This window comes from Methylobacterium nigriterrae (genome assembly GCF_037106235.1).
Classification (GTDB): Bacteria; Pseudomonadota; Alphaproteobacteria; order Rhizobiales; family Beijerinckiaceae; genus Methylobacterium; species Methylobacterium nigriterrae.
The window spans coordinates 1-24940 of record NZ_JBAWTG010000040.1; the positions used below are offsets into that span (position 1 = coordinate 1).

Genomic DNA, 24940 nt, shown 5'->3' on the forward strand with positions numbered 1-24940 from the left:
CCGTCATCGACACCGCCCGCCTCGCGGGGGCCGACACCTTCGCCACCATCCTCAAAACCATCCGCGCCTAATCCCGCCGACAAAGGCGTGGGTAATTACGAGCAAGCTCGTCTCGCCAATTGTCGGGCTCCTGCATATAGGGGTGAAGGCCGGCCTCTCTTGCCATTGCATCGATCATTCGTCCGATGCCACGAAGAGCTTTCTCAAACTCCCTTCGACGATCCACTAACCGAATTATAAGGTCGCGTCCTTCCACTATCTCTGTTGAAGGATTCTGATAAAAGTTGGCAATCGATCTGACAAGCTTGAAGATATCATCGCCTTTCTGTAAGTCAACTTCAGTAATTCGGTCCCGCATCTCGTGGTAGTTCATAGAAAAGCTTGCACCTTGTTATTAACGGCTTGCTCGACTTTTTCCTTATCGTCCATAGGAACAAATATACATACGACTTTAACATTGATTGGAATACGAGATCGAAAGTATGATTGCAAGCTTATTAGCTCTCTATTAATTTCCGAAATATAGGATTCAGTTCTGGAATTCGTTCTAAACGTCGCTGGATAGTCACAAGCAATGCAAATCGGGATAACTAATCTCTCAACGATGCGATCGAGCGAAGTTTCGTCCGCAAAAAGCCACGTAAGCGCTTCCGCATAACTTTCGGTTGCCTCAATCTTAGGCCCTACCAGCGCTTTCATTTCTTGAAGAAAGTCATCGCTCCAAAGTGGCTCAATGCTCTTTAAGGCTTTATAGCGAGCGTCATTTAGATCGGAATAGAGCTTCGCCTCTCCCAGCCATAACTCCAACTCGTCAGAATGCTCATTATGCAATATATGAACAACGTCAACGCTTGTGACACTGTCGTTAGTTCTCATCTTATAAAATAAGCGAGCGACTATCGGTGTCGTATTAAATTCTTGCCTGCAAACTGCGTGAAGTAATATTTCGCCTACTTCTCCTCGCTTGTCCGGTTCACCCGTATCAAAGAGTCTCCTACAAGATTGCGCAAGCGTCTTATGAGGCTCGTGGAGCATTGCAAGCCGCTCTTTAGGCCGCAGAGCAACATCTGGAAGCCAATCGAACACGTGATCAGCAAGACGCTTGTAGCGCCAGTTTCCCCGCTCAAAATCGGGGCACAAGGCGATCGCGACGGGGTCGGAGTCTGAACCGCAAATCCGTTGCAGAAGGCGGGTCGGTATTGGGATGCTTTCCGGGACGGGTGCCACTGCTTTTGGGCCATTCCTCTGGGGTTTACGCAGCGTCACGACAATGGCGTCGCAGGCACAGGTTGTAAAGCTTTCGGGCTGGTGAGGCGTTTCTCCAACACACCGCGAAGCCGTATTTAATGGGAGAGAGTCAGGGGAGACACTGACCGGTTATAGCGCTCACACCATCTGGCGCCTCTTTCTCAGACGGCTGCGCTACCGGCGACTGCCCCATCAGGGTGCACCGTGGGGTGACGCTCCAATGTGACAACCTTGTGCGTAACAGCAGAGGGGATTTCCCCGCCATGTTACGCTGGTCTCAAAGGGTCTTGGACCTTGGAGTGAAACACGGAAAGGTGATCCACACCTGAGGCCCGCGGCGACGGGAGGGCCGCGGGCCCTCCCGGGCGGGGACCCGCCGAGCCTTCGGAGCATGCTGCGCGACAGCGGCAACGGCTTTTCGCTCCAAGCATGCTCTCGCTCGCTCGATCGATCATGTTGTCTGCGTTCTGACCGATCCGGTCGAGACGCAGCCTGATCTAGTGCGCGCCGGAGCCGTGGCCCTTGCCCTTGGCGCCCGGCGAGGCGCCCGAGCCCGCGTCGGTCGCGCCGGTGCTGTTGGCGGTGCCCGAGCGGCTCATCCCGCCGGTCGAGGGGCCGCTGCCGGCAGCGCCCGGCGAGGAGCCCGAGCCCGCATCGTTCGGGCCGGTGCTGTTGACGGTGCCGGAGCGGCTCGTGCCGGATCCGGAGGATCCGCCCTCGGCCGCGAGGGCGGCCGTGCCGAGGACGAGGGTGCCGGCGAGGGCGAGGGTCAGGGCCTTCATGGTGGCTCTCCTTGGTGGCTCTTCTGGCATGTCCCCCCTCATGGACCACGCCAACGCGGGCCTTCCGGGCGCCGTTCCGCCGCCCGCCGCGATCGCGCGCCGTCAGATCGCCAGCCCGAGCTGCCGCGGCGCCTCGGCCGGGCCGTGATGCAGCGCCGAGAGCGAGATCCCGATGAGGCGCACGCTCCGGCGCAGGGGAAAGACGTCGCGCAGGATCGCGAGGCCGATCCGCTCCAGGCCGTCGCGGTCGGCGACCGGGGCGGTGAGGGAGCGGGCCCGGGTGATCTGCTCGAAATCCGAGAACTTCACCTTGAGGGTCACGGTGCGCCCGCTCATCTCCCGGGCGAGGCAGGCCGCCCAGACCTTGTCGAGCAGGGGCGAGAGGCGCGCGGCCAGGGTCTCGTAGTCGGTCGCGTCGTCCGCGAAGGTGGTCTCGGCGCCGATCGACTTGCGGACCCGGTGGGCCCGCACCGGGCGCTCGTCGATGCCGCGGGCGACCGCGTGGTAATAGGCGCCCGCGCTCCCGAAATGGGCGGCGAGCTCCTCGAGCGAGCGCGCCTTGAGGTCGCGGCCCGTGAGGATGCCGAGCCCCTTCATCCGCGCCTCGGTGACCGGGCCGACCCCGTGGAAGCGGCCGATCGCCAGCGCCTCCACGAAGGCCGGGCCCATCGCCGGGGTGATCACGAAGAGCGCGTCGGGCTTGCGGAAGTCGGACGCCACCTTGGCCAGGAACTTGTTGTAGGAGACCCCCGCCGAGGCCACGAGCCCCGTGCGCGCCCGGATGGCGGCCCGGATGGCCCGGGCCACCGCGGTGGCGGTGGGAAGCCCCTGCAGGTTCTCGGTGACGTCGAGATAGGCCTCGTCGAGGGCGACCGGCTCGATCACCTCGGTATGCTCGGCGAAAACCGCCCGGATCTCCTCCGAGATCGCCCGGTAGACGTCGAAGCGGGGCTTCACGAAGACGAGGTCGGGGCAGAGCCGGCGGGCGGTGAGGGAGGGCATGGCCGAGCGCACCCCGTAGGCCCGCGCCTCGTAGCTCGCCGCCGCCACCACGCCGCGCTCGCGCGAGCCGCCGACCGCGATCGGCCGGCCGCGCAACCCTGGGTCGTCCCGCTGCTCGACCGAGGCGTAGAACGCGTCCATGTCGATATGGATGACCTTGCGGAGAAGCGCGGCCGGGGCGCGGCCGGGGGGTGGGTCCGGAGGTTGGTCCGGTGTCATGGCGCGCCCTGCCGTATCATGCCTTCGCGTTCATGGAATGTTCCGACATTCAACCTCCCGAGGCGGCGGTCAACCCCGCCCGGCCGGCGATCCACCGCCGTTCCGCCGGCCGCCCGGACTCGCCGTCGGGAGCGGGCTGCCCCATAAGGCCCCGGCCCCCGACCCCCCGAGGACCCAATCGTGATCGTCACCCAGCTCACCCACCACGACCTCGACGGCTACGGCGCCTCGACCGTCGTCGGCGCCTTCACGGAGGTCGCCCGGATCATCCACATCCCGCGCTACTCCGATGTCGGCCCGCTGGTCGAGGCGGAGCTGAAGCGCCTCGACCGGGCCCGCGAGCCGGAGGCGCTGATCATGACCGATCTCGGGCTCGAGGCGGTTTCCGTGAAGTTCATCAAGAGCTTCGCCGCCCTGAACCGCCGCCGGGAGGCGGGCGCGCGCCATCGCCTGATCGTGCTCGACCACCACGCCTCCTCGATCGATCAGCTCGGCGTGCAGGGCCTCGAACCCTCGCCCGATGCCGGGATCGCCGGCCTGCGCCGCTTCGATCTCGGGGATGCCGACATCACCGTGCTGATCGACCAGGACCGCTGCGCGACCCGGATGGCCTACGAGCACCGGGCGCTGTTCGCGACGCGCGAGGCCGGGGCCGATCTCGACCGCGACCTGCGGACCCTCGTCGGGGCGGTCGACGCCCTCGACCTCTGGAAGAAGGAGCGGGACGCCTTCGCGGGGGGCCTCGCCCTCGACGAGGTGTTCTGGGACAACGTCGCCACCCTCGTCCCCCTCGGCCATCCCTGGCACGACCGCTTCGTCGGCGATCTCCTGGTGGCGGTCGCCGCGCTCCTGCGCGAGGGCGCGACGCCGGCGGCGGTCGAGGCGCGGGTCGGCGCCATCCGGCTCGGCCTCGTCGACGCGCTGATGGCGGGCGATCCCGAGGACGACCCGGCGCTCACGACCCGCATGCGGGTCGCCCGGGCGCTCGCCCGCTCGGACGACCTGTTCCATCGGCTCTCGGACGGGACGCTCCTGTCGTTCGGGCTCGATTCCGGCACCTTCCAGCGGGTGTCGGACCTCGTCATGGCGGGCGGCCGGGCGCGTCGCGTCGTCAACGTGCAGCGGGTCGGCACGCTCTCCTTCCGGTCGAATGACGAGACGGCCCTCGAGGGCGCCCGCCGCTTCCGCGGCGGCGGCCACAAGGACGCGGCCGGCGGCAAGCTGCCCGGCGGCTCGGCCGTCTCGCTCGCCGACGCCGTCGCGCAGGTCGAGCCGGTCCTGAACCCGCCACCGCCGGACCCGGCCGCCAGCCCCTTCGCGGCCCTGAAGAACTGGAAGGGATAGGGCCGCGGCGACCGAGGCGACCGGCCGGCCGCATCCGCGCGGCGTTTGCCGGGGAGGGGGCCTTCCCGAGGGCTGCGCACCCCGCTCCCTTGACGCGGCCGCAGCCCTTCTCCAGCAGATCAGAGCCCGGAACGGCCGGACCGGGCAGGCGGCGCTGCCGAGAGCGCATCACGGCCGCAGGGAGGTCCATTGCCATGAAGGTCACCGTGGAAGTCGACTGCACGCCCCTGGAGGCGCGGCAGTTCTTCGGTCTCCCGGACGTCCAGCCGATGCAGGCGGCCGTTCTGGCGGAGATGGAGCGGCGCATGCTCGCCGACCTCGATCGCTTCTCGCCCGAGGCCCTTCTCAAGAGCTGGATGTCCCTGACACCGCGCGGCGCGGAGCAGGCGCAGGAACTGTTCCTGAACCTGTTCCGTCAGGGCTTCGGGGGCGGAAAGCCGCCGGGCCAGTAAGGCGCCGCGCGTCGTGCGGGCCGCTTCGCAGAAATACAACCAGAAGGGGATTTTCCTAAAAGCATCTCGTTATAGGCGAGTGCGCTGAGACACACGGCAGGCTTCGATGTCGCGGGCAACATGTACTTTGGTACAGGCCGAGGGCGTCTTCCGGCGGGTGCCGTGCCGCGACGTGCCGGCTAAACGACTGGCAGCGCTGAGCAAAAGAGAGTAGTCGTGCCTATGCTCAAAATTGCAGGCGATACTCGCAGGCTCGGGACCGTACTAACGCGTACGTTGTATAGTCGTTGATTTATTGTGTCCTGCTGCTTACCTAGCCGGGCTGCGAGGTGATTCTTGGGGCGTTCGCAGGCCGTCAATTCCTCAGCTTTAACTGTTCTTAGGGTTTTATTCGATGGCGCGGTACTTCTTTGACGTGCATGATCCTCGGCTGTCCGCTTATGACGGCGAGGGGGTGGATTGTGCCGATCGGGCAGCGATTTCCGACGAGGCGCTCCGGGCGCTGTGCGAGATCGCGGCCGATCAGCCCCAGCGCTACGTCGGCCAGAAGCTCCGCATCATCGTGCGCGACGACGAGGACCGGGTCGTCATGACGGCCTCGCTCGGCCTCACGACGGCGTGGCATGCCGGGGAGGGACAGGCCGAGGCCGCCTAAGGGCCCGTCGCCGAACGTCCGATGACGCGAGGCCTTGCCCGGCTGAGGCGGTACGGCGGGCGCTTCGAGACAGGCTCGGAATCGGCGTCGACATCCGCCCGCACCGCGCGCTAAGTCGTCCGGATCGATGCTCCCCGTCCGCCGGATGACGTGAACCTTGGCCGAGCCTGTCCCCAACGATTGGGCGTCCGTCTTCCACAGGGTCGTCGTCTCGCTGATCCTGGGACTGCCCTTCGGCGGCCTCCTGTTCGCCGCGACCGGGCTTGTCCTCGCGATCTGGTCGGGCGACCCGATCCTGCAGCATCCCCTCGCCCTCGCCCTGCGCACGGCTCTCGCCGCCGTCGCCTACACCCTGCTTGGCGGCTTCGCCTGGACGCCGGAGACCGGCTACCACAGCCTGCATGCGTGGTACGCGGCCGGGATCGTCCTCACCTTCGTCCTGCTGAGCAAGCCCTGGCGGCGAGGCGCCGACGCGCGTCGCCCGCGCCCGACCGCCTAGATCATGCTGCGTTTAGACCGAATCGGTCCAAACGCAGAAAACATGATCGATTCGATCAGTTAGAGCATGCTTCGAGCGAAAAGCCGTTGCCACTTTTTCGCGGCATGCTCTAGCGCCTACTCGATCCCGAGGCTCGAGAACATCAGCACCTTCCGTTCCAGGTCGAAGGTGGTGTGCCGGCTGATCTTGAACAGCTTCAGGAGCGGCTCGAGATCCTCGGCGTCCGGCTCCATGATGTACTCCTCGACCCCGTTGTCGAGGATGAGCTGCAGCGTGAACAGACCCTCCTCGCCGCGCTGCCGCTCCTGCCACGACGCCTGAATGTTGGTGACCTGCCGCACCTGGAAGCCGCGGCCCTGCATCCCCGCCTGAGGCTGACCCTGATCGGCCATGATCCCACTCCCTGATTGCTCCGCCCGGATGCGCCCCGGGCCGTCCGCCCGGGAACCCGGCCCTTGCCCTTCACGGGGGCAACCCGACGCCGAGGGCCGCAGTTCAACCGCGCGCGTCGCTGTGCGGATCGTGGCGGGCGATCTCCGCCAGGATCGCCTCGCGTGCCCGCCGGCCGGGTGCCAGCCGTGCGCGGGCCGCGGCCAGGACGGGGGCGGAGGCGTGCTCGGGCCGCCCGGAGCCGAAGGGCGGGGCGGGCGCGTATTCGAGAGCGAGGCCCGCCGCCTCGGCCTCGACCGGTCCGACGAGCTCGACAGCGAGCGCGAGGGCGAAGTCGATGCCGGCGGTGACGCCGCCGCCGGTGACGAGGTTGCCGTCTCGCACCAGGCGACCCTGCGTCGGGATCGCCCCGAAGGCCGGCAGGAGATCGTGGACGCCCCAGTGGGTCGTGGCGCGGCGTCCCCGCAGGAGGCCGGCCGCGCCGAGCACCAGTGCGCCCGTGCAGACCGAGGTGACGAGGCGCGCCTGTGCCGCCTGCGCGCGCACGAAGGCGAGGGTCGGGGCATGCGTCAGGAGCGCGTCGACGCCCCTCCCGCCCGGAACGCAGAGCACGTCGAGGGCGGGGCAATCCGCGAAGGTCACGGTCGGGGCGAGCGTCAGGCCGGTCGAGGCGATGACGGGCCCGGGGCGCTCCGCCGCGAGGTGGAGGCGCGTGCCGGGCAGCGAGGCGAATACCTCGTAGGGACCCGTCAGGTCGAGCTGCTGCACGTCGGGGAAGAGAAGGAAGCCGATATCGAGGGTCATGCCGTCACCATTCGCGGTTGGACAGCCCGAACGTATCGGCACACAATCCGGCCGAGATGCCATCGACCCCTCGCTTTCGGCCAAATGCGCCGCGCTCCGTCGAGATCCTGGCCTTCCCCGACGTGCAACTCCTCGACGTCGCGGGCCCGCTGCAGGTCTTTGCCACCGCCAACGACCTCGCGGGACGCGGCGGGACCCGGCCCTACGAGACTCGGGTCGTCGCCGAGGCCGGCATCGGCGTCACCGCCTCGGCCGGCCTCGGCCTCGGCGCGGAGCCCCTCACAGCGCCCGACGCGCCTCTCGACACCCTACTGGTCCCGGGCGGTCCCGGCATCGACGCGGCGGCGCGGGCGAGCGTCCTGCGGGACTGGGTGCGGCGGCGCGCCGCGTCCGCCCGGCGGGTCGTCTCGGTCTGCACCGGCGCCTTCCTGCTCGCCGAGACGGGCCTCCTCGACGGGCGGCGGGCCGTGACCCACTGGACCCGCTGCGCGGCCCTGGCCGAGCGCTACCCCGCCGTCACCGTCGAGGCGGATCCGATCTTCGTACGGGACGGGCCGGTCTGGACCTCGGCCGGGGTCACGGCCGGCATCGATCTGGCCCTCGCCCTGGTGGAGGAGGATCTCGGCCGGGCGGCGGCGCTCGCGGTGGCGCGCCATCTCGTCGTCTTTCTCAAGCGGCCCGGCGGCCAGGCCCAGTTCTCGACCGCGCTGGCGCTGCAGGAGCCCCGGGGGCCGGCTGAGGACCGGCCGGAGGATCGCTTCGCGCGTCTCAACGCCTGGATCACGGACCATCTCGCGGGAGACCTCTCCGTGCCGGCGCTGGCCGCCGAGGCCGGCCTGAGCCTGCGCAGCTTCAGCCGGCATTACCGCACATCGACGGGACTCACGCCGGCCGAGGCCGTCGAGCGGCTGCGCGTCGAGGCTGCGCGGCGCTTCCTCTGCGACACGCGGCTGCCCCTGAAGCGGATCGCCGCGCGCTGCGGCTTCGGCTCGGAGGAGACGATGCGGCGCAGCTTCCTGCGCCTGCTCGGCGTGACCCCCCAGGATTATCGCGCCCGGTTCTCGGCCGGGTCGTGAGATTCCGCCCCCCGGCTCATTCGGGTTAGCGACCCGGAACGGCGGCGAGCATGCCTTGCCAAGGGCTCGGCCCGGGACACATGGTCCCGCATCCGGGCCGCCGAGAGGGCGGATTTTCGCCCTCCTGCCCGGGCAGAGAGGCTGGGCCAAGGTTCGCGCACGCCCAGCGGCCCGCGCGTAGGAAGGACAGGGGATGCGGCCTTTCCGGAACGATCCCAGAGCGCGCCGCGCCGTCGCGGAGTGCCTGCGCGCGGCCTTGCTCGCGGCGCTCGCCGCGCTGCCGGCCGCCGCCCGCGCCGAGGAGATGCGTTTCGACCCCGCGCAATGGCCGTTCACCGCCATCGGCAAGCTCAACGTGGTCACCGGCCCGGGCAGCCGGCAATTCTGCACCGCGACGCTGATCGGCCGGCGCCTCGTGCTCACCGCCGCCCATTGCCTGTGGGACCGGGCCCGGCAGCGCTGGGTCGAGCCGGAATCCGTGCACTTCGTGGCGGGCTACGCGGAGGGCGAGTACCTCGCCCACTCGGTCGGCAGCGCGGTGCGCAAGCCGGCCGACTACGCCTATGCCTATGGCACGAGCCGGCCGAACATGCCGGGGGATTGGGCGCTGATCGAGCTCGCGAGCCCGATCGCCATACGGCCCCTCGACCTCGAGCACCTCGCCGCGCCGGACGATCCGCGCAAGCTGCGGCTCGACATCCGGCGGGCAGGCTACCGCCGGGACAATTCCCAGATGATGAGCGCGCAGGACAGGTGCGCGGCGCGCCTCACCGAGGGTGGCGCTCCCCTCCTCGTCCACGATTGCCGGGCGATACCGGGCGAATCCGGCTCTGCCCTGATGCAGGTCGAGGACGGCAGCCCGAAGGTGATCGGCGTCCTCGTGGCGGGCCCGCGGCCCGGCACTCCGGCAGGACCCTCCTTCGCGGTGCCGACGAGCGCCTTCCTGGCCGCCGCCGAGGACATCCTGCAGCGCCAGGGCGAGGCCCCCCGGACGAAAGGCGGCGCGAGCGCGGCCAAGGCGGTCGAGAAGCGTGCCGACGGGAGCAGCGACGGGACGGTCCGTCGCTGAGGTCGGCCGAGGCCTCAGCCGCTCGCGAGGGGCGAGGGCGCTTTCGGCCTGGTGCAGATCAGGACCAGCGACAGCACGAAGTCGACCCCCCTTCGCGGTCACCGTGCGCAGCATCACCCCGGTGCGCCGGTTGAGACGCAGGGTCTCGTCGGGGCGCCTGCAGGCGGCCGAACCCGGGCGTTGCCCGTCCGGCCGACAGGCGAAGCGCGACACCGCGCTGTTCGACTCGTTGATCAGGACGAGGCTCGATCCCTTCGGGTCGAGGGTGACCGAGACGACCTTGCCCTCGACCGCGTCGACCGCTTCGGGGCTGCCGTCCTTCAGGACCGTGGTGGCGCCCTTGGTGACGCAGCGGAAGCTTTCCGCCCCGGCCGGGACGGGAGCGAGAAGCGGGAGAGCCCCGGCCAGGGCGGCCGCGAGGATTGCGGGGGGAATGGCTCGGTGGTGCAAGCGAAGGCCCCTGATTCGCCGGGCGCCCGCGGGTGCGGGCAAGGCCGGGCGATAGACACGATCTCCCCGCCCCCTGCTAGAACAGAATGGCAACACCGCGGTCCCCCGTGCTCGCAAAGCACCGGCGCGTCAGGCTGTTAGCGCTCTTTGGCTCAGTGCTTTGGGCAGCACCGTAGTGATTCTGAAAGTCTTACCCCGTACCACGCAGGCTATTGCCGATTTGCCATCAAGCTTGGCTTGAGGCATCAAGGCCATAACGACGCGAAGTGCGTGACAAAGTGGGGCTGCATGCCGGGCATTCTGGGCAAGGGCACGATTGCTGTTCTGAGTCTGATCATCATTTTGCCCGAATTGGGCGCTTGCGGCCTGCGCTCCAATACTGACCTGACCACGGGATCGATCGGCCACAAGGCGTTGGCCAGCGCCACGCCGGCCGACCGCGAATGCCTCGCCCGCGCCATGTATTTCGAGTCGAACCGCACGGACGAGGACGGTCTCCTGGCGGTCGGTACCGTCGTGATGAACCGCCTGGAGGCGGCGGCCTACCCGGACCGGATCTGCGACGTGGTGGGCCAGCCCCGGCAATTCGCGACCGGCGTGCTCACGAAGCCGCTGCGTGCGCAGGACCGCCCGCGGGTCGAGCAGATGGCCGACGCGGTGCTGGCGGGCGAGCGCCACGCGAAGGTCGGCCGCGCGATGTTCTTCCACACCGCCGGCCGCCGCTATCCCTACGGCAACATGCACTACGTGGCGCTGGCCGGCGGCAACGCCTTCTACGAGAAGCGCGGGCAGGGCGCACCGGAGGCGGCACCTGTCATGACGGTGGCCGCGCCGACGGCGCTCGCGACGCCCGAGATCACGGCCAGGCAGACGGTCCTCAACGAGCCCGCCCGCAACATCTGCCGGGTTGCGGCGGCGCCCGGGCTCAGCCGCGGCGGCTGAGCCGGAGGCGGGGCGGGCAGCCAGCACCCGCCCGGTCGAGCCTCAATCGCCCGGCCGCTCCCCCTCCGCTCCGGCCGGCTGCTGCAGGCTGTTGCGCCGGGCCGCCTGCGCCATCCGGATCAGCTCGCGGGCGGTGAGGCCGCGCGGCGGCTGAGGCGTGGGATCCGGTCGTGCCGTGGCCGGCGCCCGGGCTGATCCGCTCGTGCCGATGCGCAGGTCCCGGCCACGCATGGCCTGCCGCAACCGAACCGCCTTCCGCAACGCCGTGACCATCACCGCTCCCGTGCAAATCAGTGAGCGCCAGGGTAGCCAAGCGTGGCCGTTCGGGAAATTCTTGAAGAGCATCGGCGCCGCCCTAGCGCCGGCATCCCGGGATCCGATGATGCCGGGCTCCGGCATCGACAACGAGGCCCGCGCGGGCAGGGCTTGCGCGCGGGCCGTGGCGAGATCCGGACCGGATGCGTCAGGACTTCTTCTTCGAGTACTCGAAGGCGGGTGCGCTCTTCAGCTCCTCCTTCGAGGTGTTGAGGAGGGCGCGCAGCTTGTCGTCCTTCTTGGAGAGGGTGATGCTCGCCGGGCTCACCGCCACGTAGCGCTCGCCGATGCCCAGGAAGCCGCCGACGCCGATGATCACGGCGTGGATGGTCTTGCCGTCGAGGATGACGAAATCCTCGATCTCGCCCACCGACTCGTTGTTGTTGTTCGAGACGTTGAGGCCGATGAGCTTCGAGGTCAGGGTGTCGGCGGGCTGGGTCGTGATGAACTGCACCTTGGCGGTGGCGGTGTCGGCCATCTTCATGCCGCCCTCGCTCACGGCGGCGGCGGAGGAGGAGTTCGGCGAGGGCGAGGCGGTCGCCGAGGGCGCGGCCGGAGGCGTGGCGGCGGGCTTCGTTCCCTCCTGGGCCAGAGTGAGGCTCGGGATGCCGATGACGAGCGCGGCGGCGAGGATGGATCTGATGGTCAAGGGCCTGTCCCTCTCGTGATGCCTGCGGCGCCGGCCATCCGGCGCCCGAATGCCGCTTGTAACGGCAGCCGTCGCGGCAGGGTTCCGACCGCCCTGCCCGCGCTCCAGGCAACCTGCGCGCGCTCGAGGCACCGGCGCGGAATTCGTCGTCCGCCCTCGGCTCCGGGCCCTTGGCTCCGGGCCCTTGGCTCCGGGCCCTTGGCTCCTGGCCCTGGCGCGATACCTTACCGCCCCGCACGCGCCGCCTGTCGCGGCCGGACGGGAGAGGGGGGCAAGGCATGGACGGTCAGGTCTACGGTGCGCTCGGGCAGCCGGGCGTGGGATTCCTCATGGCGATCGTCATCGGAGCTCTGGCGGGCTGGCTCGCCGAGAAGTTCACCTCCGCCGACATGGGGTTGCTCGCCAACATCGTCATGGGCATCCTCGGCGGCCTGCTGGGCAACTTCCTGGCCGCCAAGCTCGCGATTCCCGTCTACGGATTCTGGCGCAACCTGATCTCGGCCACCGTCGGGGCGATCATCATCATCACGATCTACCGGGCGATCCGCGGCCGCAGCCTGCGTTACTGACGCGGCCTTTCGTGTCGCGACCCGCGGTCACGCCGGTTTGCGGGGAGCGAGCCGAGGGCTTAAGTCAGGCCTCGTGCGCGCCGCTGCCGGCGGGCGCTCCTTCCGCTTCGTCGCACCGGTGTGGCATGGCCGTCGTCCTCGATCTCCTGAAGAACGATCCCCGGCCGGCCGGCCCGGTCCGCCTGCGCCATCCCGAGAAGGCGCACCGGCCGGACCAGCCCGTCCAGGCCAGGAAGCCCGACTGGATCCGCGTCAAGGCGCCGGGCTCGCCGGCCTACGCCGAGACCCGCGCCATCGTGCGCGAGCACGGCCTCGTCACGGTCTGCGAGGAGGCCGGCTGCCCCAATATCGGCGAGTGCTGGGAGAAGCGGCACGCCACCTTCATGATCATGGGCGACACCTGCACGCGGGCCTGCGCCTTCTGCAACGTGCGCACCGGCCTGCCCGGCGCCCTCGATCCGGACGAACCGGAGAACATCGCCGACTCGGTGGCCAAGCTCGGCCTGCACCACGTCGTCGTCACCTCGGTCGACCGGGACGACCTCGCCGACGGCGGCGCCGAGCACTTCGCCCGGACGATCCGCGCGATCCGGCGCCGGAGTCCCGGCACCACGGTCGAGATCCTCACCCCCGACTTCCTGCGCAAGGACGGGGCGCTCGAGGCCGTGGTGGCGGCCAAGCCCGACGTGTTCAACCACAACCTCGAGACGGTGCCGGGCAACTATCTCACCGTGCGCCCGGGCGCGCGCTACTTCCACTCGGTGCGCCTGCTGCAGCGGGTGAAGGAACTCGATCCGGCGATCTTCACCAAGTCGGGCATCATGGTGGGCCTCGGCGAGGAGCGGAACGAGGTGGTGCAGCTGATGGACGACCTGCGCTCGGCCGACGTCGACTTCCTCACCGTCGGCCAATACCTGCAGCCGACGAAGAAGCACCACGCGGTGGTGCGCTTCATCCCCCCCGACGAGTTCAAGGCCTACGAGACCACCGCCTACGCCAAGGGCTTCCTCCTCGTCTCGGCGACGCCGCTCACCCGCTCCTCGCATCACGCGGGCGAGGATTTCGCCCGGTTGAAGGCGGCGCGGCTCGCCCGTCTCGCCCCGACCCACGCCTGAGACGAACCCTCCCGATGCCGTCCTTCCGGATCACCCGCGCGGTGCGCCACAGCCCCGAGCAGATGTACGACCTCGTCGCCGACGTGGAGCGCTACCCCGAATTCCTGCCCCTCTGCGAGTCGCTGCGGATCCTGCGCCGCCAGGACGGGCCGGCCGAGGACACCCAGATTCTCGTGGCCGAGATGGGGGTCGGCTACAAGGCAATCCGCGAGCGCTTCACCACCCGGGTCAGCCTCGACCGGCCGAAGCTGCGCATCACGGCCGAGTATATCGACGGGCCGTTCCGCCACCTGGAGAACCGCTGGGCGTTCAAGCCGGGCGCGCAGGGCGGCTGCAATGTCGAGTTCTTCATCACCTACGAGTTCAAGAGCTTCGCCCTCGGGCTCCTGATGGGGAAGATGTTCGACAAGGCGTTTCGCAAGTTCACCGATGCCTTCGAGAGCCGGGCCGACCGCGTCTACGGCGGCGCCACCGCCTGAGGCAGGGGCACCTCCGCCACGGCGACGTGCTCGGGGCGGAAGCCGAGGCCGACGAGCCGGGCCGGCAGGCGCTGCAGAGGCGGGACGCGGTCGAGCAAGCGCAGGGCGAGCGGCGGCCTGAGCGGGGTGCCCGCCGTGTCGAGCACCCGGGCGATGACCCGGTTCTGCACGAGGCGCTGCAACCCTTGCGTCCATCGGGTCGGCGGCATCCGGCGCGCCTGCACGCGGGCGAGGTCGGCCTCCGCCGGGCGCCCGGCCTTGAGCGGCGCGGTGAGGAGGTTCGCGGCCGCGACGGCATCCTGGATCGCGAGGTTGATGCCCACGCCCCCGAGAGGCGACATGGCGTGGGCCGCATCCCCGATGCAGAGCAGGCCCGGCCGATGCCAGCGCTTCAGCCGGTCGACCCGCACGGTCAGGAGCTTGACGCAATCCCAGTCCCGGATCTCCCCGACCCGGTCGCGCAGGAACGGCGCGAGCGAGGCCACCGCCTCGCGGAACTGCGCCAGCCCGAGCGCCCGAAGGGCCGCGTCGCCGCCCTTCGGGACGACGAAGGCGCATTGCCAGTAATCGCCCCGGTCCAGGGTGACGAGGATGCGCCCGCGCCCGAAGCGCCCGGCCGTGGCGTCCGTGTCGCGCGGATGCCGGGGAAGGCTGAACCAGAGCACGTCCATCGGCGCGCCGTAATCCTGCGGCTCGAAGCCGGACCGGGCACGGACCAGGGAATGGCGCCCGTCCGCACCGATCACGAGATCGGCGCTCACCTCGAGAAGGCCGCCGGGCGTGCGCGCCCGCACCCCCGTAACCCTGGCGCCCGCCTCGATCAGCTCGATCGCCTCCGCCTCCATGAGCAGGCGGAAGCCCGGATAGCGGCGCCCGCGCTCGGCCAGGAAGTCGAGGAAATCCCATTGCGGCATCAGGGCGATGAAGCGGTTCCGGGTCGGCAGGTGCCGGAAGTCGGCCACCCGGAAGCTCTCCGTGCCGACGACCGCGCTCAGCGTCGCGACCTTGCGGTGGGGCAGGGCCAGGAAGGCGCGGCGCAGGCCGAGCTCCTCCATCACGTCGAGGGTGGAAGGATGGATGGTGTCGCCGCGGAAGTCGCGCAGGAAGTCGGCGTGCTTCTCCAGCACCGCCACGGTGAGGCCGGCGCGGGCGAAGAGCAGGCCGGCCATCATCCCGGCCGGTCCGCCGCCGACGATGCAGGCCTGCACGGAGAGCCTGTCCATGGTCCGGCCTCCCGATCGGGACGCGCAGTCTACACCGCGCGAGCCCCGATTGGGCACCCCCGGGCGCGTCGGCGGGCGTACGCAAGACGCGCCGGACCCCGCGCCCGGGAGGGCCTACCCGGCCCGTAGAGCGGCTTCGAGCAGCCCGAGCGCGTCTGCCACGGCCCGGGCGCGGATCTCCGACCGGCCGAGATCGCCGTAGCGGCGCTCCAGGTGCCGGACCGGCGCATCGCGCGAGGCGAGGCCGAAATGCACGAGGCCGACGGGCTTCTGCGCGCTGCCGCCGCCGGGACCCGCGATGCCGGTGACGGCGACCGCGACGTCGGCGCGGGACGCCGCGAGCGCGCCGCCCGCCATCGCGCGGGCGACCAGCTCGCTCACCGCGCCGTGCGCCGCGACGAGACCGGCCGGCACACCGATCGCCTCGCTCTTGGCCTCGTTCGAGTAGGTGACGAAGCCCCGCTCCAGCACGGCGGACGAGCCCGGCACCGCGGTGATCAGGCCGGCGACGAGGCCGCCGGTGCAGGATTCGGCCGTGGCGAGCCTGCGTCCCGCCGCGGCGTAGGCCGCGACGAGCGCCTCGGCGCGGGCGAGAAGGGCGGGATCGTCGATCATCGGCCCGTCATGGATTCCGGCCTCAGCCCTGCCGCATGGCCGTCTCGGCCTGCGCGTCGAGCGGGGTGGCGCTCTCCTCCTCGGGCAGCCGGACCGTGGCGGCGGCCTGCGCGGCGAGCCCCTCGGCGCGGCCGACGAAGCCGAGCTTCTCCGTCGTGGTCGCCTTGATCGAGACGCAGGAGAGCGGCACGCCCGCGATCTCGGCGATGCGCGCCCGGATCGCCTCCCGGTGCTGGCCGATGCGGGGGGCCTCCGCCAGCACCGTGACGTCGAGATGGTCGATGCGTCCGCCCCGCGCCCGCACCAGCGAGACGGCATGCGCCAGGAACTGGTCGGAGGCGGCCCCGCGCCACCGCTCGTCGCTCGGCGGGAAATGCGTGCCGATGTCGCCGTCCGCGATGGCGCCGAGCAGCGCGTCGGTCAGGGCGTGGAGCGCCACGTCGCCGTCCGAATGCGCGAGCACGCCCCGGTCGGCCGGAATGCGCACGCCGCCGAGCCAGATATGGTCGCCCGTCGTGAAGGCGTGCACGTCGAAGCCGGTGCCGAGGCGGGTGACGTACTGGGTCATGGCGGGACTCCGGGTGGCCGGCCCGAAGGCGCGATCCGCCTCGATCAGGTCGGCAGGCTGGGTGATCTTGCGATTGCGCGGGCAGCCCTCGAAGGTCACGACGGACAGGCCCGCCCATTCGGCGAGGGCGCCGTCGTCGGTGAAGCCGTGGAGGTCGGCCTGCGCCGCCGCCCGGTGCGCCGCGAGGAGGGCGGGGAAGGCGAAGGATTGCGGGGTCTGCACGGCGCGGAGCGCCTCCCGCGGCGGGGTCTCGCGCACGCGGCCGATGCCGGGCGCCTCCTCCTCCACGATTTTGATCGTGTCGCTGACCGCGATCCCCGGCACGGCGGCGCCGTAGTCGCGGCCGGCCGCGATGGCGCGGTCGATCAGGCCGAAATCCACGAAGGGCCGGGCGGCGTCGTGCACGAGGACGAGATCCGGGGCGCCCGCGCGGTCGAGAGCCTCGATGCCCGCATGCACCGATTGCTGGCGGGTCGACCCGCCCGTCACCGGCTCGGCGAGCTTGGCGCTGACCCGGGGGTCGAGGTCGGCGAGGCATTCGGCGTAGAAGGCGGCCGCGTCGGGCGCGATCACGGGCTGGATCCGGGCGATCGCGCCGTGCGCGCCGAGCGCGGCCAGCGTGCGCGTCAGGACGGCCTGCCCACCGACGCGGCGATACTGCTTGGGCATGCCGCCGCCGATGCGGATGCCGCGACCCGCCGCGACGATCACCGCGGCAACGCTCAACGCGGTGCTGGACATGGAACTCTCGGACCCGCACGTCTCGCGGCATCCCGGGAGCGGATGCCGTCTTTACGCCGGGCAAGGGTGCGACGGTTTCGGAAATCCTGGCGAATCGCCGCGGCCCGCCGCACCTGACCGCCCGGGAACGCCCGTCGTTTAAGCGGGGCATGAACCGAAATCAAATCGCGCGGGCGGCTTGCGTCCGGCCCGCTTTTGTCTATTTGTTGGGCAGAATGATGACTGACCATTATTTGAGCGTTGCGCGCTCGGGGGCGGCGGGGGCCGTTGCGGAGGATGCCGGCCCGCCGGTGCTGCTCGCGCCGCTGTCCGGGGTCACCGACCTGCACATGCGCCGGATCGCCCGCCGCCTCGGGGCGAGCGCCGTGGTCTCCGAGATGGTGGCCGCGGCCGAGTTCGCCCGCGGCGAGAACGAGGCGCGCCTGCGCGCCGAGGGCAGCGGCGTGCATCCCCACGTGGTCCAGCTCGCCGGCTGCGCCCCGGCGCCCATGGCGGAGGCGGCGCGTCTGTGCGAGGCGGCCGGCGCCGACATCATCGACATCAATATGGGCTGCCCGGCCAAGAAGGTGACCGGCGGCGAGGCGGGTTCGGCGCTGATGCGCGACCTCGACCACGCCACTCGGATCCTCGCTGCCGTGCGGGACGCGGTGCGGGTGCCCGTCACCCTCAAGATGCGCCTCGGCTGGGATCACGCCAGCCTCAACGCCCCGGATCTGGCCCGGCGGGCGCAGGCGCTCGGCTTGTCCGCCGTGACGGTGCACGGCCGCACCCGGCAGCAATTCTACACGGGCAGCGCCGACTGGCCGGCGATCCGATCGGTCGTCGAGGCGGTCGCGATCCCGGTCATCGCCAACGGCGATATCGGCAGCTTCGACGAGGCGCGGGCCTGCCTCGCCGCCTCGGGCGCCGCCGGCGTGATGGTCGGGCGCGCCGCCATCGGCCGGCCCTGGCTCGTCGGGCAGATCGCGGACGGACTCGCCGGCCGCCCGGTGCGGTCGCTCGCGCGGGCCGAGCGGGCCGCGATCGCGGCCGAGCATTACGAGGGGCTGATCGATCTCTACGGCGCCGCCATGGGCGTGCGCCACGCCCGCAAGCACCTCGCGGCCTACGTGGACGAGGCAGGGCGGATCCGCCCCGCCCTGAATGCCGCCGACCGCACGCGGCTTCTCACCACGCACGACCCGGGCACGGCGCTGGCCCTGCTGCGGCGCGCCTTTCTCGAGCCCGCGGGCGGCTCCGCGGCACCGATCGAGGAGGCGGCATGAGCGGCGAGGGGGGGATGGGCCGCGAGTCCAACGGGCGGGGGAGGGGAGCGCCGACCTCCGAGGCCGTCATCAACGCCCTGCCGCTGCCCGTGCTGACCATCGGGGCGGACGAGCGCATCCTGCACTGCAACCACGCCGCCGAGAGCTTCTTCGACCATTCCGCCCGGCTGATGCAGCGGCGGCGCCTGCGCGACATCATCCCGTTCGCCTCGCCGATCATCGCGCTGGTGGCTGAGGTGCGGCGCCGGCGGGCGAGCGTCAGCGAGTACCGGGTGGAGCTGACGCAGCCCCGCTCCGGCCAGGAGCGCAGCGTCGACGTGTTCGCGACCCCGCTCGGGGACGAGGGCGAGGCGGTGGTGCTGATGCTTCAGGAGCGCACCATCGCCGACAAGATGAACCGCCAGCTCACCCACCGGGGCGCGGCGCGCTCGATGATCGCGCTCGGCGCGATGCTCGCCCACGAGATCAAGAACCCGCTGGCCGGCATCCGCGGCGCCGCGCAGCTCCTCGAGCAGTCCGGCGCCGAGGAGGACCGGGTGCTGACCCGCCTCATCTGCGACGAGTCCGACCGCATCGTGCGCATCGTCGAGCGGATGGAGCTGTTCGGCGACGAGCGGCCCGTCGAGCGCGGTCCGGTCAACGTCCACGGCGTACTCGACCAGGTGAAGCGATCCGCGCAGTCGGGCTTTGCCCGTCACATCCGCTTCGTGGAGAACTACGATCCTTCCCTGCCCCCGGTCCTCGGCAACCGCGACCAGCTCATCCAGGTGATTCTCAACCTCGTGAAGAACGCGGCCGAGGCGATCGGGGCCGATACGGTCGACGGCGAGATCACGCTCTCGACCGCTTTCCGCACGGGGCTGCGCCTGCAGATCCCGGGCTCGCGCGAGCGCGTGAGCCTCCCCATCGAGGTGGCGGTGCGCGACAACGGCCCGGGCGTCACCGCAGAACTTCTGCCCGACCTGTTCGACCCTTTCGTGACCACCAAGACGCAAGGGTCCGGCCTCGGTCTTGCATTGGTCGCCAAGATCGTCGGCGATCATGGGGGCATCGTCGAGTGCGATCCCGTGCCCCGCCGCACCACCTTCCGCCTTCTCCTGCCCATGTCGAGCGCCCGGGACGGGCGCGAATCGGTCGTGGAGGCCGAGTAAGTTCATGCCCAACGGCCACATCATCGTCGCGGACGACGACGCCGCGATCCGCACCGTCCTCAACCAGGCCCTGTCGCGGGCGGGCTACGAGGTCCGCTCCACCGGCAATTGCGCGACCCTCTGGCGCTGGGTGGCGCAGGGGGAGGGCGACCTCGTCATCACCGACGTGGTGATGCCCGACGAGAACGTGTTCGACCTCCTGCCCCGCATCAAGCGCGTGCGGCCGGAGCTGCCGATCATCGTGATGAGCGCGCAGAACACCTTCATGACGGCGATCCGGGCCTCGGAGCGAGGCGCCTACGAGTACCTGCCCAAGCCCTTCGACCTGAAGGAGCTGATCGCGATCGTGGGCCGCGCGCTCTCTCGGCCGCGTGGGGCGCCGGCGCCCGGCGCGGGCCCCGAGAACGAGGATATCCCCCTGGTCGGGCGCTCGCCCGCCATGCAGGAGATCTACCGCGCGCTCGCGCGCCTGATGCCGACCGACCTCACGGTGATGATCACCGGCGAGTCCGGCACCGGCAAGGAGCTCGTCGCCCGGGCGCTGCACGATTACGGCCGCCGCCGCACCGGGCCGTTCGTGCCCGTCAACATGGCGGCGATCCCGCGCGATCTCATCGAGTCGGAGCTGTTCGGCCACGAGAAGGGGGCCTTCACGGGCGCGCTCTCGCGCTCGGCGGGCCGCTTCGAGCAGGCGGAGGGCGGCACCCTCTTCCTCGACGAGATCGGTGACATGCCGATGGAGGCGCAGACACGCCTGCTGCGCGTCCTGCAGCAGGGCGAGTACACGACGGTCGGCGGGCGCGTGCCGATCAAGACGAACGTCCGCATCATCGCGGCGACGAACAAGGACCTGCGGGTCTCGATCCAGCAGGGCATCTTCCGCGAGGACCTGTTCTTCCGCCTCAACGTCGTGCCGCTGCGCCTGCCGGCCTTGCGCGAGCGCGCCGAGGACGTGCCAGACCTCGTGCGGCACTTCTTCGTCCTCGTCGAGCGCGAGGGCCTGACCCGCAAGACCCTCGACGCGGACGCCATGGAGCGGCTCAAGCGCTACCGGTGGCCCGGCAACGTGCGCGAGCTCGAGAACCTCGTGCGGCGGCTGGCCGCGCTCTACCCGCAGGAGACGATCACCGGCCCGGTCATCGAGGCCGAGCTCGACACGCTGCCGCTCGCCCAGTCCGCGCCGGCCCAGCCGGGCCACGCCGCCCGCAGGGGAGGCGGCGAGAGCGAGACCCTGTCGGGCGCCGTCGAGCGGCACCTCTCGGAGTATTTCTCGGGCTATCGCGACACCCTGCCGCCGCCCGGCCTCTACCATCGCATCCTGCGCGAGATCGAGGGGCCGCTGATCGGCGCGGCGCTGGCCGCGACCCGCGGCAACCAGATCCGTGCCGCGGAACTCCTCGGGGTCAACCGCAACACCCTGCGCAAGAAGGTGCGCGACCTCGACCTGCAGGTGTTCCGCACCGCCCGCTGAAGGCGGGCGGACCGCCCGCCGGGCGCCTCAATGCCGGCGCGCGGCCCGGCCCGTGCGCAGGTGCTCGGCGAGCTCGAACCCGATCGCGATCATCAGCCCGTCGACGAGCTTCGTCAGCGCCGGCCGGTTGAGGCCGTCGGCGAGGCCCCGCATCGCGATGGCGTGCTCGGCCATGCGATTCACGAGGCGCTCGGCCTGCTGCAGGTTGGCGGTCCGGGCCTCGGTGAGATCGAGGGCGATGCCGCAGCCCCGCACCGCCCGCCCCGAGGCGTCGTGCGCGATGCGCCCGCGCATGAGCAGGCTGCGCCTGTCCCTGCGCGTGCCCAGGGTCCGGAACTCCGCCTCGAAGGGGCCGCCGGTCTCGCCGGCCGCGTGGAGATGGCCCTCGATCCGGCCGCGGTCGCCCGGATCCATCCGCTCGAGCAGGGCGGCCAGCGGGATTCCGGACGATGCCCGCTCCGGGTCGATCCCGAGCAGCCGCGCAAGGGGAGCCGTGAGGGTGAGACGGTCCGCCCAGAGATCGTGCATCCAGGCGCCCACGAAGCCGGACGCCTCGAGAGCAGCCTGGAGTTCGGCGAGAGCGCGCGGGATCGGGGCATCATCCATGGGAACCCTCGAGCAGCGCCGGAGACGACCCGCGCCCGATCGGGTTGTTAATCTGAGGTTGCGGCAACGCTCTCAAACGCCGGACTTGCCGCGGCAGAATTAGAGGAAGGCGCCGTAGAAGGAAAGGGCAATACTGAATTCGGATCGAATTCTGGCAACCTAAGATCTATCTATCGGCGGATGCGCGGGAAGCGAACCTCGCGCCGCCGCGACAAGGGACCCGCCGAGTCACGCCCTGATCGGGCCCGAGCGGCCCGTCACGGGATCCGGGCATGCCGCGATCCCGGGCTTAACGCCTCGTTAACCATGATCGGCGAAACCGGGATCGCAGCATCCTTGGGTCACAGGACGAGGGCATCCCGTCGTCCCGGGATCCTGGGACAGGACGGTCGCGGCCTCGCCGACGCTCCGGCCGTTTTGTAACCCTAAGTTGATCATCCAACCGTCGCCGCAGCGGTGGTTGCATGAGTCGCCAGCAAGGGACGCCAGGATGAAAGCCATCACGTTCGTCACCCAGAAGGGGGGCAGCGGCAAGAGCACGCTCTGCATCTCGCTCGCCGTCGCCGCGCAGGAGGCAGGCCGCTCGGTCTGCATACTGGAGATGGACCGGCAGGCCACGATCAGCGACTGGCTCGACCACCGCACCGCCGAGGGGCCCGAGGTGGCCCAGATCGACGCCACCCAGATCGACGCCGTGATGGCGCAGCTTCGCGACTCGGCCTACGACTACGTCTTCATCGACACGCCGGGCGTCGATTCCACCGGCACCCTCTCGGCGATCCGCGCGGCCGATCTCTGCATCATCCCGTGCCGGCCGACACCCGCGGACCTGCGGGCCTTCAAGCCGACGCTCGCCGCCATCTACCGGCTGGAGAAGAAATTCGCCTTCGTGCTGAACCAGACGCCGCCGCGCTCCTACCGCATCCGCGACGCGGCCGACGGCCTCGCGGTTCTCGGCGTGCTGCCGGACGTCAACATCGTGGCCCGCACCGACCACCAGGACGCGATCGGCCTCGGCCAGGGCGTCACCGAGTTCAACCCCAAGGGTCAGGCCGCCGCCGAGGTGCGCAAGCTCTGGACCTGGATCGAGAAGCGGACACAGGTGGCCAAGCATGTCAAAGCCGCCTAAGCTCAGCCTCGCCTCGATCGTCGCGGCGGCCTCCCCGGCCAAGCCAGCCCCGGCCAGGCCGGCCGCCTTGCAGGGGCCGCCGACAGCCGAGATCGTGCAGCTCGACCTCGCCCCGGTGCCCGCGCGCCGGCCGAGCGCCACCCTCAAGCAGCGCGCCCGGCAGATGTCGGTCTACCTGGAGCCGCCGGTCTACGACCAGTTGCGCGACCTCGCCTATGCCGAGCGCACCAAGATGCATGCGCTCATGCTCGAGGCCCTGGACCTCCTGTTCAAGCAGCGGGGCGCCAAGTCCATCGAGCAGCTGAACGAGGCCGACCCGCGCTGACGCGGGATGGACGCGCGGAAGCGCCGGTGCCGCCGGTTGCAGAAAATGCGTTTCGAGAGAATGAGTTGCGGCCCTGAGCTGAGAAACCTCCTGAGACGATCGGAGCTCGCCTGACGCGGCGGTCGCGGCCGGGCGCGGCCCGCCGCGCCCGGGCCGCTCGTCAGCGGCATTTTTCGATTTTTGCCAAAGGCGTTGGGGACCGTCCTTTATCCTCCTCCGCAATCGCTCCGGCGCCCCGGAAGCGCAGGATCGGCGCGTCCCGTCGTCCTTCGTTCAGGCTTCCTTTACGTCGTCGCGACAATTCTCGGGCCTCCCGCTCCGGGGCGCCCGCTCGGCGTTCCGTATCCGCGGGATCCGCCCGGCCGTGCTCACCCGCGCCGGGGCCGGTCTGTGGCGTACGCGGTGGGCCCGAGTGGTTGGAATGGCGCGTTCGACGAAGGCCGGGATACCGCACCTGCGCGCGCTCCCGCTCCGGCGCATCCTGGCGGTCTCGGCGATCGCGCTGGCGACCGCCAATTGCAGCACCGGCCCGCAGAAATTCGCCGGTTCGTCCTCCGGCAACGGCATCGATCCGAAATACGGGGTTAGGGCGAGCCCGCGCCTCTACAACGAGGGCGACGTGATTCCCAAGGGCGGCGGCCGCCGCTTCTCGGGCAAGCCCTACGTGGTGGCCGGGCGCACCTACGTGCCCCGCGAGGATGCGCGCGGCTACGTCCGTGAGGGCCTCGCCTCCTGGTACGGCAGCGCCTTCCACGGCCGCCAGACCGCCAACGGCGAGGTCTTCGACCGGCACTCGATCGCGGCCGCCCACCCGACCCTGCCGCTGCCGAGCTACGCCCGCGTCACCAACACGGCGAACGGGCGCTCGATGATCGTGCGCGTCAACGACCGCGGCCCCTATCACGCCGACCGGGTCATGGATGTCTCGGAGGCGGTGGCCGAGGCGCTGGAGTTCCACCGTCGCGGCACGACGCGGGTGCGGGTCGAGTATGTCGGCAGGGCCTCGGTCGCCGGCAGCGACGACCGCAAGCTGATGGCGACCTTGCGCACGGACGGTCGCCCGGCCGCGATCGGCGGGCGCAGCCCGATCATGCTCGCCGATCTCGGCCCCGACGCGCAGGAGAGCGCCGAGCCGCTGTCCCGCGCGCGGGCGCCGCTCGCCTTCCGGCCGCGCGAGGAGGCGCCCGAGGAGGTCCCGGCGCCCCGCCAGCCGCATCCCGCTCCCGTCTTGGTGGCGAGCGCCGCCGTCGCGGTGCCGGCCGCACTCCAGCCCACCGCGCAGCGCGGTGCTCCCTTCCGGCCGGCGCCGCTCGCACAGGCGCATCCCGGCGGCCCGGCCCAGGTCGCGGCGGCCAAGCTCGCGCCGTCGCGAAGCGAGCCGCTCAGCCTTGCGCCCCCGACGCGGGTCGCGGGCCTCAACCCGGTCCGCGCCGCGCCGCTCCGCGCCGACCCGCGACAGGCGTTCGCGACGGCGTCGGGCACGGTCCCGGCAGGAATGCGCTCTCCGGGCCGCGCCGCTCCGATCATGGCCGCCGCGCAATCATCGGTGCCGGCGGTCAAGGGTGGCCCCGGGCCGGGACCGAAGGGTGCCGCGCCGGTCCCCGCCATGATGCCCGCTTCCGCCAAGCTCGCCATGGCGCGTCTTGCCGGCGCGCCGGCAGCTGCCGGCAAGGCGCCCGGTCCTTCCGCGCACCCGGCCTCCGCGCCCGCCAAGCCGTCCCGGCCGCGCTCGCGCCTCGCCGAGGTCAACTGAGTCCACGGCCGCGTCCCCGACGTTGCCGCGTCCG

Annotated in this window: 28 protein-coding genes; 16 read left to right on the forward strand and 12 right to left on the reverse strand. The window is 70.5% G+C overall.

All coding sequences use genetic code 11. From position 1 onward, the window contains the following. Positions 1-67: 67 nt before the first annotated feature. The 4 genes from WDW90_RS41245 to dinB all read right to left on the reverse strand — a co-directional run bounded on the left by WDW90_RS41245 (position 68) and on the right by dinB (position 3251). Complete coding sequence (locus WDW90_RS41245; protein ID WP_488803312.1) at positions 68-373, reverse strand: hypothetical protein; 306 nt, start codon at positions 371-373, stop codon at positions 68-70. Further along, a complete protein-coding gene (locus tag WDW90_RS19815; RefSeq protein ID WP_336489178.1) occupies positions 370-1266 on the reverse strand; it encodes a HamA C-terminal domain-containing protein in 897 nt (298 codons plus the stop codon). Before WDW90_RS19815 ends, WDW90_RS41245 begins: the two co-directional genes overlap by 4 nt. 479 nt (positions 1267-1745) lie before the next feature. Beyond that, complete coding sequence (locus tag WDW90_RS19820; RefSeq protein ID WP_336489179.1) at positions 1746-2030, reverse strand: hypothetical protein; 285 nt, start codon at positions 2028-2030, stop codon at positions 1746-1748. 102 nt (positions 2031-2132) lie between these two features. Then, positions 2133-3251: a DNA polymerase IV gene (gene dinB, locus WDW90_RS19825; RefSeq protein WP_336489180.1), complete on the reverse strand. Its 1119-nt coding sequence runs from the start codon at positions 3249-3251 to the stop codon at positions 2133-2135. A gap of 180 nt (positions 3252-3431) precedes the next feature. On the opposite strand from dinB, the gene WDW90_RS19830 reads away from it, so the two are divergent. From WDW90_RS19830 to WDW90_RS19845, 4 genes are all read left to right on the forward strand, one after another. Further along, on the forward strand, positions 3432-4595 hold the full coding sequence (locus tag WDW90_RS19830) for a dimethylmenaquinone methyltransferase (protein WP_336489182.1): 1164 nt from the start codon (positions 3432-3434) through the stop codon (positions 4593-4595). Between the two features lie 194 nt (positions 4596-4789). Further along, positions 4790-5047, forward strand: coding sequence for a DUF6489 family protein (locus WDW90_RS19835; protein WP_336489183.1), 258 nt, complete (start codon positions 4790-4792; stop codon positions 5045-5047). A gap of 394 nt (positions 5048-5441) precedes the next feature. Beyond that, the gene (locus WDW90_RS19840; protein ID WP_336489184.1) at positions 5442-5702 is read left to right on the forward strand and encodes a DUF6894 family protein; all 261 of its coding nucleotides are present in this window, start codon (positions 5442-5444) and stop codon (positions 5700-5702) included. A gap of 157 nt (positions 5703-5859) precedes the next feature. After that, positions 5860-6201, forward strand: a complete 342-nt coding sequence (locus tag WDW90_RS19845) for a hypothetical protein (protein WP_336489185.1) — start codon at positions 5860-5862, stop codon at positions 6199-6201. A 116-nt stretch (positions 6202-6317) separates the two neighbouring features. On the opposite strand, the gene WDW90_RS19850 is transcribed toward WDW90_RS19845, so the two are convergent. Further along, the gene (locus tag WDW90_RS19850; RefSeq protein ID WP_336489186.1) at positions 6318-6593 is read right to left on the reverse strand and encodes a hypothetical protein; all 276 of its coding nucleotides are present in this window, start codon (positions 6591-6593) and stop codon (positions 6318-6320) included. 103 nt (positions 6594-6696) lie between these two features. After that, a complete protein-coding gene (locus WDW90_RS19855; protein WP_336489187.1) occupies positions 6697-7395 on the reverse strand; it encodes a DJ-1/PfpI family protein in 699 nt (232 codons plus the stop codon). Between the two features lie 56 nt (positions 7396-7451). Between WDW90_RS19855 and WDW90_RS19860 the strand changes: the two genes are divergently transcribed. From WDW90_RS19860 to WDW90_RS19870, 3 genes are all read left to right on the forward strand, one after another. Further along, positions 7452-8471, forward strand: a complete 1020-nt coding sequence (locus WDW90_RS19860) for a GlxA family transcriptional regulator (protein ID WP_336489188.1) — start codon at positions 7452-7454, stop codon at positions 8469-8471. 193 nt (positions 8472-8664) lie between these two features. Beyond that, entirely contained in the window at positions 8665-9540 is an 876-nt protein-coding gene (locus WDW90_RS19865; RefSeq protein WP_336489190.1) for a trypsin-like serine peptidase, read from the forward strand. A gap of 738 nt (positions 9541-10278) precedes the next feature. Continuing rightward, positions 10279-10932, forward strand: coding sequence for a cell wall hydrolase (locus WDW90_RS19870; RefSeq protein ID WP_336489192.1), 654 nt, complete (start codon positions 10279-10281; stop codon positions 10930-10932). Between the two features lie 42 nt (positions 10933-10974). Here WDW90_RS19870 and WDW90_RS19875 read toward each other — a convergent pair whose 3' ends face one another. Both WDW90_RS19875 and WDW90_RS19880 read right to left on the reverse strand, forming a co-directional pair. Further along, entirely contained in the window at positions 10975-11277 is a 303-nt protein-coding gene (locus WDW90_RS19875; protein WP_336489193.1) for a hypothetical protein, read from the reverse strand. 118 nt (positions 11278-11395) lie between these two features. Beyond that, positions 11396-11896: a PRC-barrel domain-containing protein gene (locus tag WDW90_RS19880; protein ID WP_336489194.1), complete on the reverse strand. Its 501-nt coding sequence runs from the start codon at positions 11894-11896 to the stop codon at positions 11396-11398. Between the two features lie 278 nt (positions 11897-12174). Here WDW90_RS19880 and WDW90_RS19885 point away from each other — a divergent pair, with 278 nt between their 5' ends. The 3 genes from WDW90_RS19885 (at position 12175) to WDW90_RS19895 (ending at position 14059) form a co-directional block, all read left to right on the forward strand. Further along, positions 12175-12465: a GlsB/YeaQ/YmgE family stress response membrane protein gene (locus WDW90_RS19885; RefSeq protein ID WP_336489195.1), complete on the forward strand. Its 291-nt coding sequence runs from the start codon at positions 12175-12177 to the stop codon at positions 12463-12465. A 125-nt stretch (positions 12466-12590) separates the two neighbouring features. Beyond that, positions 12591-13580: a lipoyl synthase gene (lipA, locus tag WDW90_RS19890; protein ID WP_336489196.1), complete on the forward strand. Its 990-nt coding sequence runs from the start codon at positions 12591-12593 to the stop codon at positions 13578-13580. Between the two features lie 14 nt (positions 13581-13594). Continuing rightward, entirely contained in the window at positions 13595-14059 is a 465-nt protein-coding gene (locus tag WDW90_RS19895) for a type II toxin-antitoxin system RatA family toxin (protein WP_336489198.1), read from the forward strand. Here WDW90_RS19895 and WDW90_RS19900 read toward each other — a convergent pair. The 3 genes from WDW90_RS19900 to WDW90_RS19910 form a co-directional block, all read right to left on the reverse strand. Then, on the reverse strand, positions 14038-15282 hold the full coding sequence (locus WDW90_RS19900; protein WP_336489199.1) for an FAD-dependent oxidoreductase: 1245 nt from the start codon (positions 15280-15282) through the stop codon (positions 14038-14040). The genes WDW90_RS19895 and WDW90_RS19900 overlap by 22 nt on opposite strands. 114 nt (positions 15283-15396) lie before the next feature. Continuing rightward, positions 15397-15897: a CinA family protein gene (locus WDW90_RS19905; RefSeq protein WP_336489200.1), complete on the reverse strand. Its 501-nt coding sequence runs from the start codon at positions 15895-15897 to the stop codon at positions 15397-15399. A gap of 22 nt (positions 15898-15919) precedes the next feature. Further along, entirely contained in the window at positions 15920-17206 is a 1287-nt protein-coding gene (locus tag WDW90_RS19910) for a bifunctional 2-C-methyl-D-erythritol 4-phosphate cytidylyltransferase/2-C-methyl-D-erythritol 2,4-cyclodiphosphate synthase (RefSeq protein WP_336489201.1), read from the reverse strand. A 215-nt stretch (positions 17207-17421) separates the two neighbouring features. Between WDW90_RS19910 and dusB the strand changes: the two genes are divergently transcribed. From dusB to ntrC, 3 genes are read left to right on the forward strand one after another with little or no spacing between them, the layout of a single operon-like run. After that, on the forward strand, positions 17422-18471 hold the full coding sequence (gene dusB / locus WDW90_RS19915) for a tRNA dihydrouridine synthase DusB (protein WP_336489202.1): 1050 nt from the start codon (positions 17422-17424) through the stop codon (positions 18469-18471). Beyond that, the gene (locus WDW90_RS19920) at positions 18468-19622 is read left to right on the forward strand and encodes a two-component system sensor histidine kinase NtrB (RefSeq protein WP_336489203.1); all 1155 of its coding nucleotides are present in this window, start codon (positions 18468-18470) and stop codon (positions 19620-19622) included. The genes dusB and WDW90_RS19920 overlap by 4 nt, the downstream gene beginning before the upstream one ends. A 4-nt stretch (positions 19623-19626) precedes the next feature. Continuing rightward, on the forward strand, positions 19627-21093 hold the full coding sequence (gene ntrC, locus WDW90_RS19925) for a nitrogen regulation protein NR(I) (RefSeq protein WP_336489204.1): 1467 nt from the start codon (positions 19627-19629) through the stop codon (positions 21091-21093). Between the two features lie 27 nt (positions 21094-21120). Here ntrC and WDW90_RS19930 read toward each other — a convergent pair whose 3' ends face one another. Next, entirely contained in the window at positions 21121-21699 is a 579-nt protein-coding gene (locus WDW90_RS19930) for a diguanylate cyclase (RefSeq protein ID WP_336489205.1), read from the reverse strand. Positions 21700-22189: 490 nt separating this feature from the next. Here WDW90_RS19930 and WDW90_RS19935 point away from each other — a divergent pair, with 490 nt between their 5' ends. From WDW90_RS19935 to WDW90_RS19945, 3 genes are all read left to right on the forward strand, one after another. Next, a complete protein-coding gene (locus tag WDW90_RS19935; protein WP_336489206.1) occupies positions 22190-22828 on the forward strand; it encodes a division plane positioning ATPase MipZ in 639 nt (212 codons plus the stop codon). Continuing rightward, complete coding sequence (locus WDW90_RS19940; RefSeq protein ID WP_336489207.1) at positions 22812-23153, forward strand: ribbon-helix-helix domain-containing protein; 342 nt, start codon at positions 22812-22814, stop codon at positions 23151-23153. Before WDW90_RS19935 ends, WDW90_RS19940 begins: the two co-directional genes overlap by 17 nt. A 421-nt stretch (positions 23154-23574) precedes the next feature. Then, positions 23575-24906 (forward strand): septal ring lytic transglycosylase RlpA family protein, encoded by a 1332-nt coding sequence (locus tag WDW90_RS19945; RefSeq protein WP_336489208.1) that lies wholly within the window; start codon positions 23575-23577, stop codon positions 24904-24906. Positions 24907-24940: the final 34 nt, after the last annotated feature.

Coding starts and splice junctions, on each gene's coding strand:
- WDW90_RS41245 (WP_488803312.1), bottom strand. CDS start 373: ATGAACTACCACGAGATGCGGGACCGAATTACTGAAGTTGACTTACAG.
- WDW90_RS19820 (WP_336489179.1), bottom strand. CDS start 2,030: ATGAAGGCCCTGACCCTCGCCCTCGCCGGCACCCTCGTCCTCGGCACG.
- dinB (WP_336489180.1), bottom strand. CDS start 3,251: ATGACACCGGACCAACCTCCGGACCCACCCCCCGGCCGCGCCCCGGCC.
- WDW90_RS19835 (WP_336489183.1), top strand. CDS start 4,790: ATGAAGGTCACCGTGGAAGTCGACTGCACGCCCCTGGAGGCGCGGCAG.
- WDW90_RS19840 (WP_336489184.1), top strand. CDS start 5,442: ATGGCGCGGTACTTCTTTGACGTGCATGATCCTCGGCTGTCCGCTTAT.
- WDW90_RS19850 (WP_336489186.1), bottom strand. CDS start 6,593: ATGGCCGATCAGGGTCAGCCTCAGGCGGGGATGCAGGGCCGCGGCTTC.
- WDW90_RS19855 (WP_336489187.1), bottom strand. CDS start 7,395: ATGACCCTCGATATCGGCTTCCTTCTCTTCCCCGACGTGCAGCAGCTC.
- WDW90_RS19860 (WP_336489188.1), top strand. CDS start 7,452: ATGCCATCGACCCCTCGCTTTCGGCCAAATGCGCCGCGCTCCGTCGAG.
- WDW90_RS19865 (WP_336489190.1), top strand. CDS start 8,665: ATGCGGCCTTTCCGGAACGATCCCAGAGCGCGCCGCGCCGTCGCGGAG.
- WDW90_RS19870 (WP_336489192.1), top strand. CDS start 10,279: ATGCCGGGCATTCTGGGCAAGGGCACGATTGCTGTTCTGAGTCTGATC.
- WDW90_RS19875 (WP_336489193.1), bottom strand. CDS start 11,277: ATGCTCTTCAAGAATTTCCCGAACGGCCACGCTTGGCTACCCTGGCGC.
- WDW90_RS19885 (WP_336489195.1), top strand. CDS start 12,175: ATGGACGGTCAGGTCTACGGTGCGCTCGGGCAGCCGGGCGTGGGATTC.
- lipA (WP_336489196.1), top strand. CDS start 12,591: ATGGCCGTCGTCCTCGATCTCCTGAAGAACGATCCCCGGCCGGCCGGC.
- WDW90_RS19895 (WP_336489198.1), top strand. CDS start 13,595: ATGCCGTCCTTCCGGATCACCCGCGCGGTGCGCCACAGCCCCGAGCAG.
- WDW90_RS19900 (WP_336489199.1), bottom strand. CDS start 15,282: ATGGACAGGCTCTCCGTGCAGGCCTGCATCGTCGGCGGCGGACCGGCC.
- WDW90_RS19905 (WP_336489200.1), bottom strand. CDS start 15,897: ATGATCGACGATCCCGCCCTTCTCGCCCGCGCCGAGGCGCTCGTCGCG.
- WDW90_RS19910 (WP_336489201.1), bottom strand. CDS start 17,206: ATGTCCAGCACCGCGTTGAGCGTTGCCGCGGTGATCGTCGCGGCGGGT.
- dusB (WP_336489202.1), top strand. CDS start 17,422: ATGATGACTGACCATTATTTGAGCGTTGCGCGCTCGGGGGCGGCGGGG.
- WDW90_RS19920 (WP_336489203.1), top strand. CDS start 18,468: ATGAGCGGCGAGGGGGGGATGGGCCGCGAGTCCAACGGGCGGGGGAGG.
- ntrC (WP_336489204.1), top strand. CDS start 19,627: ATGCCCAACGGCCACATCATCGTCGCGGACGACGACGCCGCGATCCGC.
- WDW90_RS19930 (WP_336489205.1), bottom strand. CDS start 21,699: ATGGATGATGCCCCGATCCCGCGCGCTCTCGCCGAACTCCAGGCTGCT.
- WDW90_RS19935 (WP_336489206.1), top strand. CDS start 22,190: ATGAAAGCCATCACGTTCGTCACCCAGAAGGGGGGCAGCGGCAAGAGC.
- WDW90_RS19940 (WP_336489207.1), top strand. CDS start 22,812: ATGTCAAAGCCGCCTAAGCTCAGCCTCGCCTCGATCGTCGCGGCGGCC.
- WDW90_RS19945 (WP_336489208.1), top strand. CDS start 23,575: ATGGCGCGTTCGACGAAGGCCGGGATACCGCACCTGCGCGCGCTCCCG.